Below are 16128 nucleotides of genomic sequence, written 5' to 3'. Positions count from 1 at the left end.
GGGATCAACATGTCTTTGCAGGCGCTTTATGCACAAATTTCCGAACAGGAATGGGTGGAATTTCCATCAGGGTGGTTACAGGGGCGCACCCTGTATGGTGGTCTGGCTGCAGCAATGATGATGCAAAAAGCGGTTATTCAGATCAATGATCCGGCCAAACATCTGCTCAGTTGCAGCGTCACCTTTGTTGGGCCGATCCAACAGGCGAAAGTGCGACTGAGTGCTGAAATTTTGCGGGAAGGTAAGTCGGTCACCACCATCGAAGTACGTCTATGGCAAGACGAGGTAGTACAAAGTATTCTGATTGCCAGTTTTGGTATCTCGCGTGACTCGGAAATTCAGGTGCAGCAAGAAGAACAGGCACCTGACTATGCTGCACCAGAGCAGCTGTTGCAGATTCCTGCGGGTTATGGCCTGCCAGAATGTTATGACCATTTTGAAATCGCCTGGGCGGACGTCAATCTGCCTTGTAGTGCCAGCTCACGTCCGGACTTTGGCGGCTGGTGCCGTTTTCATCCTGAAAAGCATAGCAATCGTGAATTCCTGATCGCTGACCTGATGGCAATTTTCGACATCTGGCCACCTGGTGTACTGCCGATGTTTAAAAGTATGGCACCCGCGAGTAGTCTGACCTGGAGCGTGACCTATGTGCATCCGCTTCAGCATCAACTGCATGATTGGTTTAAATATAAAGTATTTACGGATCATGCTGCGGATGGTTATGCAACCGAGCATGCCTATCTCTGGGATGCAGAAAATCGCCTGATTGCGATGGCAAGACAAACAGTGACGGTGTTTGCCTAGTGACACTGACAGCCAATTCGTATAAAGTGAAGCCTATTAATGATGGATCAAACCTCTAAAAAAGTGTGCATTTTTATCGTACATGAGGGGAACAATTGGCGGTGTCTATGACTACAGGTCGTATCCTGAATATTCCAAATATCTTGACCTTGGCGCGTATCGCTCTTATTCCGGTATTTTTATTGGTGGCTTACTGGCCGCCTGCAATGGGCTTTGAAGCCAACCATTCCGACATGACACGGCATATTATTTTGACCACGATTTTTGTAGTGGCTGCAGTGACGGACTGGTTTGATGGCTATCTGGCTCGAACTTTAAACCAGACCTCTGCTTTTGGCCGTTTTCTCGATCCGGTCGCAGATAAATTGATGGTCGCAGCTGCGCTGATTGTATTGGTGCAATGGCAACCTTCGATGTCGATGGCTTTTGCTGCGATTGTGATTATTTCACGTGAAATTACTGTTTCAGCATTACGTGAATGGATGGCAGAACTGGGTGCACGAACCAATGTTGCAGTATCAACCGTGGGTAAATACAAAACGGCTTTTCAGATGATTGCGATTACCGTGTTTTTGCTGAACTGGCCACCACTGGAAATGCTGGCCTATGCCTTATTGTACACAGCAGTCATCCTGACTTTATGGTCGATGTTTATTTATCTGAAAGCGGCTTGGCCCTATTTGAAACAGCCTTAAGCAAAATTAAAAAATAAGCTCCTTGAAAGGGGCTTTTTTTATGCTCCGAAATTATCAAAGTTTGATAAATCACAGGCAAAAAAATACCCAGCCTTTGGGGGAAGAACTGGGATGAAATCGGGGTATTTGTTGCTTATTGTTATAGTTATTCAAAGATATCTCATCTTCTTAGAGCTCATTATAAAGAGACCATTTTACAAAATCATATGACTTCTTGTAGCAGATTGTTGTGTTTTGTGATCAGTCTGTATGTAAGATTTACAATCTATAATTTTGATACAAATATGAATGTTTTTCAGCAGGATAGTGGCTGACTATTGGCGGGGGATAGGCTAGGTAAAAATGCTTTTTAATCCTTCAGCTTTTGTCTAAAAAGTACAGAATACCGGCCGCCGCCCAATCAAAACCCTGAATTCAAGACATCAATAACTTAGCTTGCTGCTATTACTCTGTTCTTGAAATTTGAAAGCGCTATTGGAAAGAAAGATTTATAATTTCAGAAATGAAAAAGAGCCTCAAAAGAGACTCTTTTAGATTAAAGCCTACGCGCAGCATAGCTGCTTGTCTTGCGTTCGGGTGGAGCAGCGCTCCACTAATCCTCACTCAGGCTTTAGCCCTTCAGCTTTTTCCAAAGTTTCGTCATTGCTAAAGAACTTTTCACGTTGTTCTTCTAGAAACTTTTTCGCGTCCGGTTCAAATACGTTTAAACGCTTTTCATTAATCAGCGTAGTCTGGTGTTTGAGCCATTCCTGCCAAGCCTGTTTAGACACATGGTCAAACAGTTCCTGACCCTTGGGACCTGGGAAGGGTGCAAAGTCCAGGCCTTCCATTTCTTGTTGATACTTACGGCAAAATACTTGTCGAGACATATCAATACTCCGAATTTAAGCTAAAAAAGTTAAGCGTAAAGATTTTCTAAGCGAGTATAAGCACGGGCAATAGCAGCTTCGACTTGCGCAGGTGCAGTTCCACCAATATGGTTACGTGCATTCACAGATGCTTCAAGTGTTAAGGCTTTTTCAAATACATCGGCCTGAATCAGGTCAGAGAACTGTTGAAGTTGCTCAAGTGTCAGCTCAGACAAATCTTTCGACTCTGCAACACCCAGTGCTACAGCTTTGCCGACAATTTCGTGCGCATCACGGAATGCCACGCCATTTTTCACCAGGTAATCTGCCAGATCAGTCGCAGTAGAGAAACCACGTAGCGCTGCTTCGCGCATTTCAGCAATGTTTGGAACCAGTGCAGGAATCATGTCGGCAAATGCCATCAATGAGCCACGTACCGTATCGATCGCATCAAACAAGGGTTCTTTGTCTTCCTGATTGTCTTTGTTGTACGCCAGCGGCTGGCCTTTCATCAGGGTCAGCAGGCTCATCAGGTCGCCATAGACACGGCCGGTTTTACCACGTACCAGTTCAGGCACATCCGGGTTTTTCTTCTGTGGCATGATTGAAGAGCCTGTACAGAAACGATCTGGAATATTCACGAATTTGAACTGCGCTGAAGTCCATAGAATCAGTTCTTCAGACATACGAGACAAGTGCATCATAATTAACGATGCAGCGGCATTAAATTCAATTGCAAAATCACGATCCGATACTGCGTCTAAAGAGTTTTCAGCAACGGCTTCAAAACCTAACAGCTCAGCGGTGTAAGCACGCTCAATCGGGTAGGTGGTTCCTGCAAGTGCAGCAGAACCCAGTGGCATACGGTTGACACGTTTACGGCAATCAATCAGACGCTCAGAGTCGCGTACCAGCATTTCAAACCAGGCCATTAAGTGGTGACCAAAAGTCACCGGCTGAGCGGTTTGTAAATGGGTGAAGCCCGGCATGATGGTATCGGTGTTTTTAGCCGCCAGGCTTAAAATACCTTTTTGTAATTTTTCGAGTAATTTTAAAATCGCATCAATTTCATCACGTACATAAAGACGAATGTCAGTTGCGACCTGATCATTACGGCTACGGCCAGTGTGTAATTTTTTGCCTGTGATGCCAATACGCTGAGTCAGGCGTGACTCAATGTTCATGTGTACATCTTCCAGGTCAATGCGCCATTCAAAGTTGCCTGCTTCAATATCGGCTTGAATCGCAGTCAGACCTTCGATAATGTCATCGCGTTCTTGAGCGGTCAGTACGCCCACTTTGGCCAGCATGGTTGCATGGGCAATCGAGCCTGCAATATCTTGTTTATAAAAACGTTGGTCAAATTGAACAGATGCTGTAAATTCAGCAACAAAAGCATCAGTCGCTTCAGAGAAACGACCGCCCCACATACCCGAAGTCTGGGCTTGTGATGGATTAGAGGAATTAGAAGATGTGGTCATGTCGGCTCAATCAGATTAAAAGCAGTAGAACTAAAAAGAGTATAACAAATTCAAAGCCCGTTGCCGAAGTCACATCTGCTCAATCTTTCACATCGATGAACCAGCACATGCAAAATTCCTATTTTTTTAGCCAGATTGGTAATTTACGTTATTTGCTGGAACTGTTTGTGGGTGGCAATGTGCTGGCCATGATTCTGGCGCTTGCAGAAGCGCAATCCTGGCAGGCTTTAAATGGCATGCATCTGTTGCAATATATCTTGTATATCAACTGGGTACTGTTATGTTTTGCTGCACTGGTGGAACTATTTCATCAGGCCTTTCAGCGTATGGGGATTAAGCTGGCCCTGATTTCCGGATTTTTGCTGTTACAGGCAATTGTACTGATCACCACGATCAGCCTGAATGTTTTGATACATTTCGGGCAGAATTTTAATTTTCAGAATTTAAATCTGGCGATTGCTCTGGATCAGGTCGGGCTGCATTTGAGTCTGGGAATTTTATTGGGAACTTTCTGTTTTCGTTATCTGTACTTGCGTGAGCAATGGGAGCAACAACAAAATAGTGAGCTGAATGCCCGGATTCAGGCCATGCAAGCGCGGATTCAACCGCATTTTCTGTTTAATAGCATGAATAGTGTGATCAGCCTGATCAGTATTGATCCGGATAAAGCCGAGCACATGTTGCTGAATTTATCACGGCTGTTTCGTGCCAGTTTTCAGGAATTAAAACTGGTCAGCCTGCAGGAAGAGATTGATCTGTGCCAGCGTTATCTGGAGATTGAACAGATCCGTTTGGGGGAGCGCTTGCAGGTCGAATGGAAGTTAGAAAACAAAGACTTATACTCGCAAGTTCAAATTCCATTATTAACTTTACAACCCTTGTTAGAAAATAGTATTTTCCATGGAGTTGAAAAAATTCTCACAAAGAGTACCATAAGCATATTGGTTGAAATATTGCAAAATCAAATTAATATCATCATAACGAACCCTTATACGCAGGATAATAAAACTTTAAAAAAGGGACATGGTATTGCAATAGAAAATGTCAGACAGCGTCTGCAAGCTTATTATGGACCCAGTGTGACTTTTCAAACCTTTGCCGGCGAAGGGATGTTTACGACGGTAGTGCGATATCGCTATAAATAAAAATAAATCAAAGCAATCACAGTTGGCTTTATCATTGATTTGATCATGTTAACTGGGAAAGGAGGATAAATGGACATCCTGATTTGTGATGATGAGCCTTTGGCCGTCGAGCGTTTATCACGTTTGGTCTCTCAACTGGGGCATGATGTGGTGGCGACAGCAAGCCATGGCCGTCAGGCTATTGATCTGGCTCACCAATACGAACCCGATGTCATTCTATTAGATATTCAAATGCCCGAAATGAATGGACTGGCTTGTGCGCAACATCTGCGTCAGCTGGATCCAATGCCGGCCATTGTCTTTTGTACGGCCTATGACCAACATGCGCTGGATGCATTTAAATCAAATGCCGAAGGCTATTTGCTTAAACCGGTGATGCAACAGGAATTGGCACAGGTTTTAGAGCACTTAACTAAACTTACCCAAGCTCAAATGAGCCAACTAAAACAAAAAGAAAATATGGACGAAATCAATATCAGCCGCCAGCAGATTGCGGCAAAGACCTATCGTGGTGTCGAATTGGTGCCAGTTGAAAATATCTATTATTTTCTGGCGGATCAGAAATATGTCACTGTACGTCATAAAAACGGCAGTGTACTGATTGATGAAACCTTAAAGGAGTTAGAGCAGGAGTTTGGGAACCAGTTTATCCGCATTCACCGTAATGCCTTGATCTCGGTGCATTATCTGGATGGTCTGGAAGTGGTGAGTTCGGGTCAGTATCAAGTCCGTTGTCGTGAGCTGGACGACCGTTTGGCGGTCAGTCGGCGACATTTACCGTTTCTACGCGACCGGATTCAAAAGCTTTAACAGGAGATGAATGAGAGCATTCAGTTGAAACTTGTATAAATTCACTTGCATTTTCAAGTGAGCAGGTTAAGTTTAGACTATTGTTCTCATTGACTGTTATTGAAATTTATGAAGACCCTAAAAATTGCAACTCGACAAAGTCCACTTGCGCTTTGGCAAGCGGAACATATCCGTGCACGCCTACAGGATTTGCATGCTGGTTTGCAGGTCGAGTTAGTCACTTTTGTTACACAGGGCGATAAAATTCTAGATACACCACTGGCTAAAATTGGTGGAAAAGGACTGTTTGTAAAAGAATTAGAAGCTGCCTTACTGGATGGCCGTGCGGATCTGGCCGTCCATTCGATGAAAGATGTGCCGATGGCCTTGCCGGAAGGTCTCAGCCTAGCGGTGATCTGTGAACGTGAAGATCCACTGGATGCTTTTGTATCGAATACTTATGCCAGCTTTGAAGAATTACCACAAGGTGCCAAAGTCGGAACCTCAAGCTTGCGCCGTAAAACCCAGATTTTAAAACAGCGTCCGGATCTCGACATCATTGATTTGCGCGGTAACGTGGGGACACGTTTATCCAAGCTGGATGCAGGTCAGTATGATGCGATTATTCTGGCCAGTGCCGGTTTAAAACGTTTGGGTCTGGCAGAACGTATTCGTCATACGCTAAGCCCTGACATCAGTTTGCCAGCCGTGGGGCAGGGTGCACTGGGCCTGGAATGCCGTAGTGATGATCAGGCGGTGCTGGACCTGATTCAGCCACTTCTGCATGCAGATACGGATGCCTGCGTGCGCGCCGAACGCGCCTTCAATGCTTATCTGGAAGGGGGGTGTCAGGTGCCGATTGCCGGCTATGCCACGCTCAAAGAGGGAGTGATTTCCATTGAGGGCCGTGTGGGCAGTGTCGATGGAGCAGTTCTGCTTCGTTCACAGCAGACTGGAAATGCTGCAGATGCTGAGCAATTGGGCGTAAAACTGGCAAAAGATTTGCTTGATCAAGGTGCTGGCGAGTTGCTCAAAGCACTGTATTCCCACTAATGTTATTGATTAATACTCGCCCCAGTAATCGTGCTGCGGGCTTGACTCAGCAGTTACAGGCAGAGCAAGTTTCTGTTTTAGAATTGCCCCTGCTTGAACTGCATGCCGAGCCTTATTCGGATGAACTGTCAAGTTTGTATCAGCAGTTGGAGCAGGTACAGATTATTGTGGTGGTCAGTCCGACTGCTGCTCAAATTGGAATGCAATATTTGCAACAGGCGGGAATTTCACTCTCGTCTTTGGCACAGGTGCATTGGGTGGCAGTGGGTAAAGCCACTGAGCAGGCCTTGGCGAGCTATGGCATTCATAGCCATGTGCCTGAGGTTGAAACCTCGGAAGGCATGCTGCAATTGCCGGTGCTGAAGCAACTGGATACTGGTGCAAGTGTGGCATTTTGGCGTGGAGAAGGTGGTCGTCAATTTATGATGGATCACTTGCGTGCCAGCAATATTAAAGTTTTAAACTTTATTTTGTACCGGCGGCAATGTCCTGAAACGGCGGCAAAAATTCTGGCAGAGAACCTGGGATTGCTTGAGGCACAGCAGCATTTTGCAGTGCTGATCACCAGTGAAGCGAGCTGGTTAAACTGGCTGGCACTCATGCAGGGTGGTTATACCGGTTTAATACAGCAAGCCTGTTATCTGGTTTTGGGGCCGCGTTTGGCTACTATTCTTGGGGAATATCAACAGCAGCATCAGGCAAGTTTTCAATTCGTACAGATCGATGATTTAGACACCAATACGATCTTGCCGAAAATGGGGCTGATACTAGGGAACGCATGAAGAAACTATTCATTGTATTGTTCATTTTCATGATGGCGTGGCTGGTCAAGCTCAGCTATGACCTTTATGTTCTCAATGCAGCGCAGACTGGACTTCATCAAGGTGTTAAACAGTTGCAGCAGCAAAATGCCAATCTCAATGATCAGTTTGTGGCATTAAAACGCCAGTTTACCGCCCAGCAGCAAAATGCAGGCACTCCCTCAGCTCAGGCAGCAGCTGCAGTGCTAACTGCTGACATGCAGAATGATATTGCTCTCGTACAACAGCAGCTGGATCTGATTGAATTTGCACTGCAACAGCAACAATATGCCACCGCCATTGAAAAACTAAACCACCTGCAGAATGAGTTGGATGAGTATGTTTTGGCGCCTGCCTTGGTCAGTAGTCTGCAGCAAGTAATTGCGAAAGATCAGGACATGCTGAAAAAATTCGTCAATAGTCGCTTGGTGCAGCAAAATAAATTAAAAGAAGTATTGATGCAGATGGATGCTGAAATTGAAAAAGAAATTCAGGCTCCGCATCTTCAAAGTTTGGAAACTCAACGCTCTTTCTGGCAGCGCTGGATTCAGATCGAAGCTGCAGAGCAGCCGAGTACCGTATTAATGCAACGGCATCTGGTATTGAAAGAAGCTCAGTTGCGCTTGCTCATTGCACAAAATACGTTGCAGCAAGATCAATCTGTCGCCTTTCAGCAAGCGTTGAATGCGGTGATTGATGTCTTGGAACAATTGCCGGATGCACGTAGTCAGCACTGGATTCAGCAGTTGCATCAAATCAAGGTCACACCGGTCACTCCGACGCCTTTATTAAATACACGCACCTTAGTTGGCTAATTGCTTATGAAACAGATTTTGCTGGCCTATTTATTTATCTGCCTACTGGGTATAGCGGGGCTGAGCATCCTGAGTTATGGGCATGGGGCCGGCTATGTCTATTTATATTGGCGTGAGTGGCAGTTACAAACTAGCCTGTGGTTTTTGGTGGCCTCACTGGTCACGTTCAGTTTTCTGATTCATTGCCTCTGGTACGCGATCAAACAGTATCGCAGCCGTGAACAGCGTAAAAATGAAACCGTATTTAGTTTTGCCCATTTACATCCTTATGAACAACTGGCTGTGATCTGGTTATTAAATGCGGCTCAGGATCAACGGGATTTTATTCAGCAGTCTTTTAGCAAGTCGGGCTTACTTAAACATATTATTGATGCACGATTATCTTGGGGGCAACAGCAATATACAGATGCCTTGACTGCTTTAAATCAGTCTAACCCGATGGCATTTGAGTTGGCAGAATTGCAGCGAATTGAAATTTATTTATCGCAACAGCACGGTGAGCAAGCACTGACTCATTTAGAATTTTTAAATCAGCATGAATTATCACCATGGTTAATACAGGTGAAACTAGCCTATGAACAGCGACTCACCACATTATGGGGCGTATTTGCCATACAGTTTCCCTGGTTATATTTACGCTCGACTAAATATGGACATTTAGAACAAGAAGTAAAAAAAATATGGCTTGAACAATTATTATTGGCCTATGATCAAGCCACACAAGATGATTTAATTTATTTACAACAGCGTTATTTAGATTTAAAAAAGCAAGTATTTGATCGTGACTATACAGTCAAGTTATTATGGTTGAAATTATTATTCAGAATACCTGAAATGAGTGCCGAACATGAAACAATGGCAATTCATTTATTAGAGCAACAATTTAATCAGGATGTATTTTATTTGTGGTTTCAACAGCAATTGTTACGGCAGAACCCGGATTATGATCATATTGCACAGCAGATTTCGCATTGGGAAACCAAGTATCCGGCATTACCGATTTTGAGTTTTGCAAAATGGCATGTGTTACAGGCCACCGGTTATACAGAGGAAGCCCAGCATTTGCTTGACTTATATCCTGATGATATTCGTATGAGTTATTTGAGAATTAAAGCGGCCTTACAAGACCGTGAAGACTTGCTCCAGCAGTTAAATGCAGTATTTGAATCCAATGTAAACTTTATCGAAATTAAAATTTGAGAATCATCATGTCAGAATTACAAAAATATCCAGTGGTTTATGCACAGAGCGTGGCATGGGGAGACATGGATGCATTGGGCCATGTGAATAATGCCATGTATTATCGTTACATAGAAAATGCACGTCTGGCTTATCTGAATGCATTGGATTTACTGAATGAATCGGTCTCTACGGTGGTCTCTTCAAATCAGTGCCGTTATTTAAAACCGGTGGTTTTTCCAGATCATTTAAAAATTGCAGCACGTATTGAAGAGATTCGAAATAGTGCATTCCGCATGCATTATTTATTATGGAGTGAAAAACAGCAAAGTATAGTAGCAACTTCTGAAGCGGTTATTATTTGTATTGATCAAAAAACCCTGCAGAAAACTCAAATTCCAGAACATATCCGAAAGAAAATCGAAGCACTTGAATTAACAGCCGGACATGAAATCTAAAAAATGAATTGATTATTTAATTTTGTCATTATTTTTAAACTTTATTGTTATTGATTTAAATATTTATATTGAATGTTTTATTTAATATAAATATGATGGGGTATTATTTAACAAAACAACTAATATTATTTAATCGGAGAGCATTATGCCAGATATTACTCATTTATCAGTAGAAGAGTTAAAGCGTTTACAAGCCGAAGCAGAATCACTGATTGCTTCAAAAAAAGACCAAGAGATCGAAGATGCTTATCAGCAAATCTTGGCCGTTGCTGACAAAGTAGGTATGACGGTTGAACAGTTACTTGAATTTGGCGCGTCTAAACGCAAGAAATCATCACGTAAATCGGTAGAGCCACGTTATCGTAGCAAAAGCAACCCAGATGATACCTGGACGGGTCGTGGCAAGCAGCCGCGCTGGTTGGTGGCAGAGCTGGACAAAGGTGCCAAGCTTGAAGATTTCTTGATCTAAGCCTCGATTTGATCTCGTCATTAGGCTGTCATACAGACAGTCTAAGATTGCTGAACCAAGCATGATTGCTTGGTTTTTTTATATCTATGAATTGGCGTTGGGAAAAAAGTGTGCATAATGTGTCTGTATAAGGAAAACATTATAAATGGGGATTTAGACTTGAGATATTGGTCGTGGTGGGATGAGCAATAAACCTAAAACTTTAAGATGGTTCATCCTTGCTCTTGTGGCGTTTTTTGTCTTTGTGATCCTGCAAGTGCCAGCTGCCTGGTTGATTTCAAAATTTTATAAAAATAATCAGGCCTTGCACAATGTAAACGGGAATATCTGGCAGGGCAGTGCTGACTGGAAAAAAGGTAATTTGCGGGGCAGCCTGAACTGGAAAGTACGGCCATTGGACTTGCTGTTGCTGCGAGTTGGGGCAGATGTTGAATTGCATAGCGGCAATACTCAGCTTTCAGGGGTCATGGGCTATGGGCTGAATAAAGCCTTGATCGTCAAAAATCTTGAGGGTCAGCTCGCGCCGGAAACCTTAAAAAAAGTGGCAGACTGGCAATGGCCAGCGACTGCTATTCAGTTTAAAGAGGTGGATTTTAAATATAAACAGGAACAAGGCTTCAGTCAGGTGACCGGGCAAATGCAATGGGCGGGTGGTGAGCTGATTTATAGCTTTGCCCAGCGTCAGGAACGTATGAATGTACCGGCCATGACCGGACAACTGGCAGATGAGAGCGGACAGCTCTTACTCGACGTTCGGGATAACCGAGAGCAACGTATGCTGAATATCAAGCTTGATCCCAGTCTGATGCTCGATATCCAGCTTACCCAGCGCTTTTTAATGAATGCACCCTCCTATGAAGGTAAAGCTGGCCTGGATACTTATGTGATTAGTACCCGCCAACCCCTAATGGGAGGCTTGAACTAATGGCCATTTCTCTTGGCGATCTAAAAAATATCGATCTGAAACAGGCCAATCGTGTTGCGCCTGTCGTGTTGCTGTTGTTGATTCTATATTTATGCTGGAAACTGGCGGCCATGTTCTGGTTGCTGATTGCGCCACCTCAAGCTATGCAGCTGGATCGGGTAGAACTGGGTTCACAACAGGCGCAAATCCCCAATATCAGTGCATTTTCGCTGTTTCAGGAAAGTGGACAAACAGCAGCAGGAGCAGAAGCTGCCAATATTCTTTTGCAAGGCGTGGTGGTTGCCAGTCCAAGCTATAACTCTTCTGCGGTGCTGAAAGTCAATGATCAGGTGGATCGTTATCGCGTTGGAGAAATGCTGGGCAACAGTGGTTTTGAGCTGGCTGAGGTCTATTGGGATCGGGTCATTCTGCGCAGAGCAACCGGTGCCACTCAGGAAGTGTTATTCAAGGGTCTGGAAAATGGCTTGAATCAGCCGATCGTGCCGGAAACTCCAGCATCTAATACGATGTCTGCTCCATCTTCGGCTATGAATAGCGCAGCTGAAGCACAAAATCTGCCTTCAGCTCAAAATGAAATCGGTCGGGCAATCCAGCAGATGCAGGAAAACAAGGATCAGTATTTACATAATATGGGGGTCAGCGCGTCGGATGGGGGCTTTGAAATCACTTCCCGGACGCCGGCTGCACTGCGTAATCGACTCGGTTTAAGACCGGGAGACCGGATTTTATCTTTAAACGGTCAGACGCTGTCGCAGGGGCAAACCGAGGCGCAATTACTGGAACAGGCTCGACGTGAAGGTCAGGTCAAACTCGAAATAAAACGTGGTGATCAGACGATGACCATACAACAAGATTTGAAGTGATGTGTCATCACGCATAGGGTTAGGAAACACAAAAGTTTATGGCTTTATTTAATAATAATCGATCAGCATGGGCATGCTGTGTGGCCGCCCCGCTCGTAGCAATGATCAGTACGGCGGGTTATGCGCAAACCTGGAAAATCAACCTGCGGGATGCTGACCTCACCGCATTCATTAATGAAGTGGCTGACATTACCGGCAAGAACTTCGCAGTCGATCCGCGGGTGCGTGGTAATGTTACCGTTATTTCCAATAAAGCACTGAATAAAAATGAAGTCTATGACCTGTTTTTAGGTGTGCTCAATGTCAATGGTGTGGTGGCGATTCCTTCGGGCAATACCATCAAGCTGGTACCGGACAGCAATGTCAAAAGCTCGGGCATTCCCTATGATGCCAGAAGCCGTGCCAGTGGTGACCAGATCGTGACTCGGGTATTGTGGCTGGAAAATACCAATCCGAATGATCTGATTCCAGCACTGCGCCCTTTGATGCCGCAATTTGCCCATCTGGCAGCAGTGCCGGGCACCAATGCACTGATCGTGTCGGATCGGGCCAATAATATTTATCAGCTGGAAACCATCATTCGTAATCTGGATGGCACCGGTCAAAATGATATGGAAGCGGTCAGTCTGCAATCGAGTCAGGCCGAGGAAATGATCGAGCTGATCGAGTCCATGACAGCCACGGGTGCAGCCAAAGATGTGCGTGGTTCGCGGGTACGTGTCATCGCAGATACCCGCACCAATCGGATTATCATTAAAGGTGATCCGACGACGCGTAAGCGGCTGCGTCAAATGATTGAAACCCTGGATGTGCCGGCGGCAGACCGTCTGGGCGGCTTGAAAGTCTTTCGTTTGAAATATGCCAGTGCCAAGAATCTGGCAGAGATCTTGCAGGGACTGGTGACAGGGCAGGCGGTGAACAGTAGTTCAAATTCCACTGGTACGTCTTCGGGTTCATCTTCCCTGAGTTCGAATAACAGTTTAAGCAATAACAACAGTAGCAACACCAGCGGAAATAATACTTCCTCCGCTATTCAGTTGAATACCGGCATGAACGCCGAGCAGGGTGGAATTAGCAGCTTTAGCGCAAACGGGGTGAGTATTATTGCCGATGCCACGCAAAACTCTTTGGTGGTTAAGGCCGATCCACAATTGATGCGGGAAATCGAATCAGCAATTAATCAGCTGGATATTCGCCGTCAACAGGTACTGATTGAAGCTGCCATTATCGAAGTAGAAGGTACAGATGCCGATCAGCTTGGGGTGCAATGGGCCTTGGGAGATATCAGTAGCGGTATCGGGCTGATTAACTTTGATAATTTTGGTACCAGCCTAAAAAATGTGGCAGCCGGTTATCTCACCGGCGGTGGTGCAGGTGCTGCAAGTACCGTGGGAGCTGGGACTTCGTTGGTGCTCGGCGATTATCGTGAAGGCAGTGATGGTTCACGCCGTCTGTATGGTGCGCTGATTCAGGCCTTAAAAGAAAGCACCAAGTCCAATCTGTTGTCTACGCCATCCATTGTGACTATGGACAACGAAGAAGCCTATATTGTGGTCGGTGAAAACGTACCCTTTGTGACAGGTTCGGTTTCAACTGGCGCTGCTGGGGTGGCCAATCCCTATACCACGATTGAACGTAAAGATGTCGGGGTCACTTTAAAAGTGGTGCCGCATATTGGTGAAGATGGTACGGTGCGTCTGGAAGTGGAGCAGGAAGTATCGGCTGTTAATCGGGATCGTGGACAAGCGCAGGATCTGGTAACCAGCAAGCGTGCGATTAAAACTTCGATTCTGGCCGAAAATGGGCAAACCATTGTGCTGGGTGGTCTGATTTCGGATAACACCAGTTATGGCCGTCAGGCAGTTCCGGGTCTGGGCGCAATCCCTGGTCTTGGGCGTTTATTCCGTTCTGAAGGTAAATCTAATCAGAAACGTAATCTGCTGATCTTCATCCATCCAACGATTGTGGGGGATAAAAATGAAGTCAGTAAACTGACCCAGCAACGTTATAGCCAACTGTATAGTCTGCAACTGGCCCTGGATGCTGATGGTAATTTTGCCAAGCTGCCGGAACAGGTCGGTGATGTCTATCAACAGCGTATTCCGGTTTCGAAAACACCTTTACAAAATTCGTCTTATCAAACTGTGCCGACGGCTCCAGTGCCGACTCAGCCAGCTGCTGTGGTAGTCACGCCTGTCGCGATTGAGCCTGTGTTGCAGTCACAACCCGAACAACACATCGAAAAGCGTAAAAATACCGTGACCACCACAACACTTAGACCGAAAAGCTAAGTGATGTAGCATGAACAAACAGCATGTTATGATAATGTCAAAGAGAAAAGAGAAGTAAATTCATGACTTGGAAAATACACGCGATTACAGGCGACTTGACAGGGCAAGAGATTAGCATTGACCGTGATATGCTGGTGGGACGTCATCAGGCTGCAGACATTGTGTTGCAGGCCGCAGAGATCTCGCGCAAACATGCTGCTTTCTTGCTCAAAGATGATGCGCTCTGGGTACAGGACTTAGGATCATCGAATGGCACTTTCGTCAATGATGTGCAGATTGCGCAGGAAACATTATTAAAACAGGATGATATCGTTCAGTTTGCCAGTCTGAAATTTTCCGTGCTGGCGCCTGCGGCTGCGGTAGAGGTTCCAGCAGAAATAGAAGTCACAGCAGAAAAAGTCGTGGCACAGGTAGAAGTGACTGAACCAACGCCGGCACAACAAATGAATGAACAGGGTATACCGGAACTGAAACAGCGAGATGCCTCAGTCCAGCTGACTCGAGATGGCATGCCAACCCATGTCGGGATTCCAAAACCAGCGCCGATTCCTGAAGGCGTCGATCTTGCTGCAGTGAAACCAGAACCTACGCCAATGCCGGTTGAGCAGCCTGTGTCACGGGTAGAGCAGGAAAAAGAAACCCAGAAAAATGTGTCTGTTGGTTTGATTTCAGTGATTGTATTGATTATTTTGGCAATTATGGCTTGGGTAATGTTTAAATAAGCCGATGATTGGTTACAATCAAGGCATGCACAGCGCATGCCTTTTTTGTGGCTGCGAATAATATAAAAGAGGGTCGGGATGTCTATTGCACAATTAGAACAGCGTGAACTGATCTTGTTTGATCTGGATGGTACTTTGGTTGATTCGGCGCATGACCTGTATCGTGCCATGAATATGAGCCTGAATGTGTTGCAATTGCCTTTGGTCACGGAAGAGCAGGTTCGTACCTGGGTGGGCAAGGGCACCTCGATATTTTGTGAAAGTGTATTGCTACATCTGGTCGGTGAAGTTACACCCGCACAGCATCAGGAGCTGCTGAATACTTTTCTGGATATTTATAATGTTGATCCTTGTGTCGACACGGTTCCATTTCCCGGAATTCTGAAGTTTCTCGACTGGGCCAAAGCGCAGGGCAAAACCCTGATCTGCGTCACCAATAAGCCGGAGCTTCCTGCTTGTGCTATTTTAGAGACATTGGATATGGCACATTATTTTGCCGAGACCATTGGTGGCGACCGTTTTAGCGAGCGTAAACCGCATCCGCGTCAATTATTACACTGTGTCGAACAGTATGGTGTAACGAAAGAACAGGTGTTACTGATCGGGGATTCTTCCAATGATGTGGAGGCTGCACGTCGCGCCGGGATTGATTGTATTGTGGTGAGCTACGGCTATAATCACGGTGAAAATATAGCAGACTGTCATCCTCAAGAAATTGTAGATGATCTACGTGAATTGCTTGCTTAATTAGGGTGTTAGGAAAATAAAATGAATAGTGATCAGGTTTTTCG

17 protein-coding genes are annotated in these 16128 nt (G+C 45.3%); 15 read left to right on the top strand and 2 right to left on the bottom strand.

Annotation, left to right across the window (positions count from 1 at the left end; translation table 11 throughout):
* Positions 1 to 9: 9 nt before the first annotated feature.
* Together CWI32_RS01765 and pgsA are read left to right on the top strand one after the other, a co-directional pair.
* The gene (locus tag CWI32_RS01765; RefSeq protein WP_005095227.1) at positions 10 to 804 is read left to right on the top strand and encodes a thioesterase family protein; all 795 of its coding nucleotides are present in this window, start codon (positions 10 to 12) and stop codon (positions 802 to 804) included.
* A gap of 107 nt (positions 805 to 911) precedes the next feature.
* Positions 912 to 1499 carry a CDP-diacylglycerol--glycerol-3-phosphate 3-phosphatidyltransferase gene (pgsA, locus tag CWI32_RS01760; RefSeq protein WP_005095228.1) on the top strand — a complete coding sequence of 196 codons (588 nt, stop codon included), beginning with the start codon at positions 912 to 914 and terminating at the stop codon, positions 1497 to 1499.
* Between the two features lie 599 nt (positions 1500 to 2098).
* Here the strand turns inward: pgsA and CWI32_RS01750 are convergent.
* Both CWI32_RS01750 and argH read right to left on the bottom strand, forming a co-directional pair.
* Positions 2099 to 2368, bottom strand: coding sequence for an oxidative damage protection protein (locus CWI32_RS01750; RefSeq protein WP_005095230.1), 270 nt, complete (start codon positions 2366 to 2368; stop codon positions 2099 to 2101).
* Positions 2369 to 2397: 29 nt separating this feature from the next.
* Positions 2398 to 3828 carry an argininosuccinate lyase gene (argH, locus tag CWI32_RS01745; protein WP_171304321.1) on the bottom strand — a complete coding sequence of 477 codons (1431 nt, stop codon included), beginning with the start codon at positions 3826 to 3828 and terminating at the stop codon, positions 2398 to 2400.
* Between argH and CWI32_RS01740 the strand changes: the two genes are divergently transcribed.
* The 13 genes from CWI32_RS01740 (at position 3819) to gph (ending at position 16084) form a co-directional block, all read left to right on the top strand.
* Positions 3819 to 4973 carry a sensor histidine kinase gene (locus CWI32_RS01740; protein ID WP_100534494.1) on the top strand — a complete coding sequence of 385 codons (1155 nt, stop codon included), beginning with the start codon at positions 3819 to 3821 and terminating at the stop codon, positions 4971 to 4973. The two genes, argH and CWI32_RS01740, sit on opposite strands and share 10 nt — an antisense overlap.
* A gap of 69 nt (positions 4974 to 5042) precedes the next feature.
* The gene (locus tag CWI32_RS01735) at positions 5043 to 5783 is read left to right on the top strand and encodes a LytR/AlgR family response regulator transcription factor (protein WP_004278633.1); all 741 of its coding nucleotides are present in this window, start codon (positions 5043 to 5045) and stop codon (positions 5781 to 5783) included.
* A gap of 108 nt (positions 5784 to 5891) precedes the next feature.
* Positions 5892 to 6815, top strand: coding sequence for a hydroxymethylbilane synthase (hemC, locus tag CWI32_RS01730; RefSeq protein ID WP_100534493.1), 924 nt, complete (start codon positions 5892 to 5894; stop codon positions 6813 to 6815).
* Positions 6815 to 7597 (top strand): uroporphyrinogen-III synthase, encoded by a 783-nt coding sequence (locus CWI32_RS01725; RefSeq protein WP_100534492.1) that lies wholly within the window; start codon positions 6815 to 6817, stop codon positions 7595 to 7597. The genes hemC and CWI32_RS01725 overlap by 1 nt, the downstream gene beginning before the upstream one ends.
* Positions 7594 to 8430 carry a hypothetical protein gene (locus CWI32_RS01720; RefSeq protein ID WP_100534491.1) on the top strand — a complete coding sequence of 279 codons (837 nt, stop codon included), beginning with the start codon at positions 7594 to 7596 and terminating at the stop codon, positions 8428 to 8430. The genes CWI32_RS01725 and CWI32_RS01720 overlap by 4 nt, the downstream gene beginning before the upstream one ends.
* 6 nt (positions 8431 to 8436) lie before the next feature.
* Positions 8437 to 9630 carry a heme biosynthesis protein HemY gene (locus CWI32_RS01715; RefSeq protein WP_100534490.1) on the top strand — a complete coding sequence of 398 codons (1194 nt, stop codon included), beginning with the start codon at positions 8437 to 8439 and terminating at the stop codon, positions 9628 to 9630.
* An 8-nt stretch (positions 9631 to 9638) separates the two neighbouring features.
* Entirely contained in the window at positions 9639 to 10067 is a 429-nt protein-coding gene (locus tag CWI32_RS01710) for an acyl-CoA thioesterase (protein WP_100534489.1), read from the top strand.
* Positions 10068 to 10209: 142 nt separating this feature from the next.
* Positions 10210 to 10536 carry an H-NS histone family protein gene (locus CWI32_RS01705; RefSeq protein ID WP_167381258.1) on the top strand — a complete coding sequence of 109 codons (327 nt, stop codon included), beginning with the start codon at positions 10210 to 10212 and terminating at the stop codon, positions 10534 to 10536.
* Positions 10537 to 10717: 181 nt separating this feature from the next.
* A complete protein-coding gene (gene gspN, locus CWI32_RS01700; protein ID WP_005095254.1) occupies positions 10718 to 11461 on the top strand; it encodes a type II secretion system protein N in 744 nt (247 codons plus the stop codon).
* On the top strand, positions 11461 to 12324 hold the full coding sequence (locus CWI32_RS01695; protein WP_005095256.1) for a type II secretion system protein N: 864 nt from the start codon (positions 11461 to 11463) through the stop codon (positions 12322 to 12324). Before gspN ends, CWI32_RS01695 begins: the two co-directional genes overlap by 1 nt.
* Before the next feature lie 38 nt (positions 12325 to 12362).
* On the top strand, positions 12363 to 14615 hold the full coding sequence (gene gspD, locus CWI32_RS01690; protein WP_100534488.1) for a type II secretion system secretin GspD: 2253 nt from the start codon (positions 12363 to 12365) through the stop codon (positions 14613 to 14615).
* A 62-nt stretch (positions 14616 to 14677) separates the two neighbouring features.
* Complete coding sequence (locus CWI32_RS01685) at positions 14678 to 15337, top strand: FHA domain-containing protein (protein ID WP_100534487.1); 660 nt, start codon at positions 14678 to 14680, stop codon at positions 15335 to 15337.
* A 78-nt stretch (positions 15338 to 15415) separates the two neighbouring features.
* A complete protein-coding gene (gene gph / locus CWI32_RS01680) occupies positions 15416 to 16084 on the top strand; it encodes a phosphoglycolate phosphatase (RefSeq protein ID WP_100329455.1) in 669 nt (222 codons plus the stop codon).
* Positions 16085 to 16128: the final 44 nt, after the last annotated feature.

This window comes from Acinetobacter pseudolwoffii (assembly GCF_002803605.1).
Classification (GTDB): Bacteria; Pseudomonadota; Gammaproteobacteria; order Pseudomonadales; family Moraxellaceae; genus Acinetobacter; species Acinetobacter pseudolwoffii.
The sequence above is the reverse complement of the archived record's forward strand: the minus strand, read 5'-3'. Positions and strand labels throughout refer to the sequence as shown.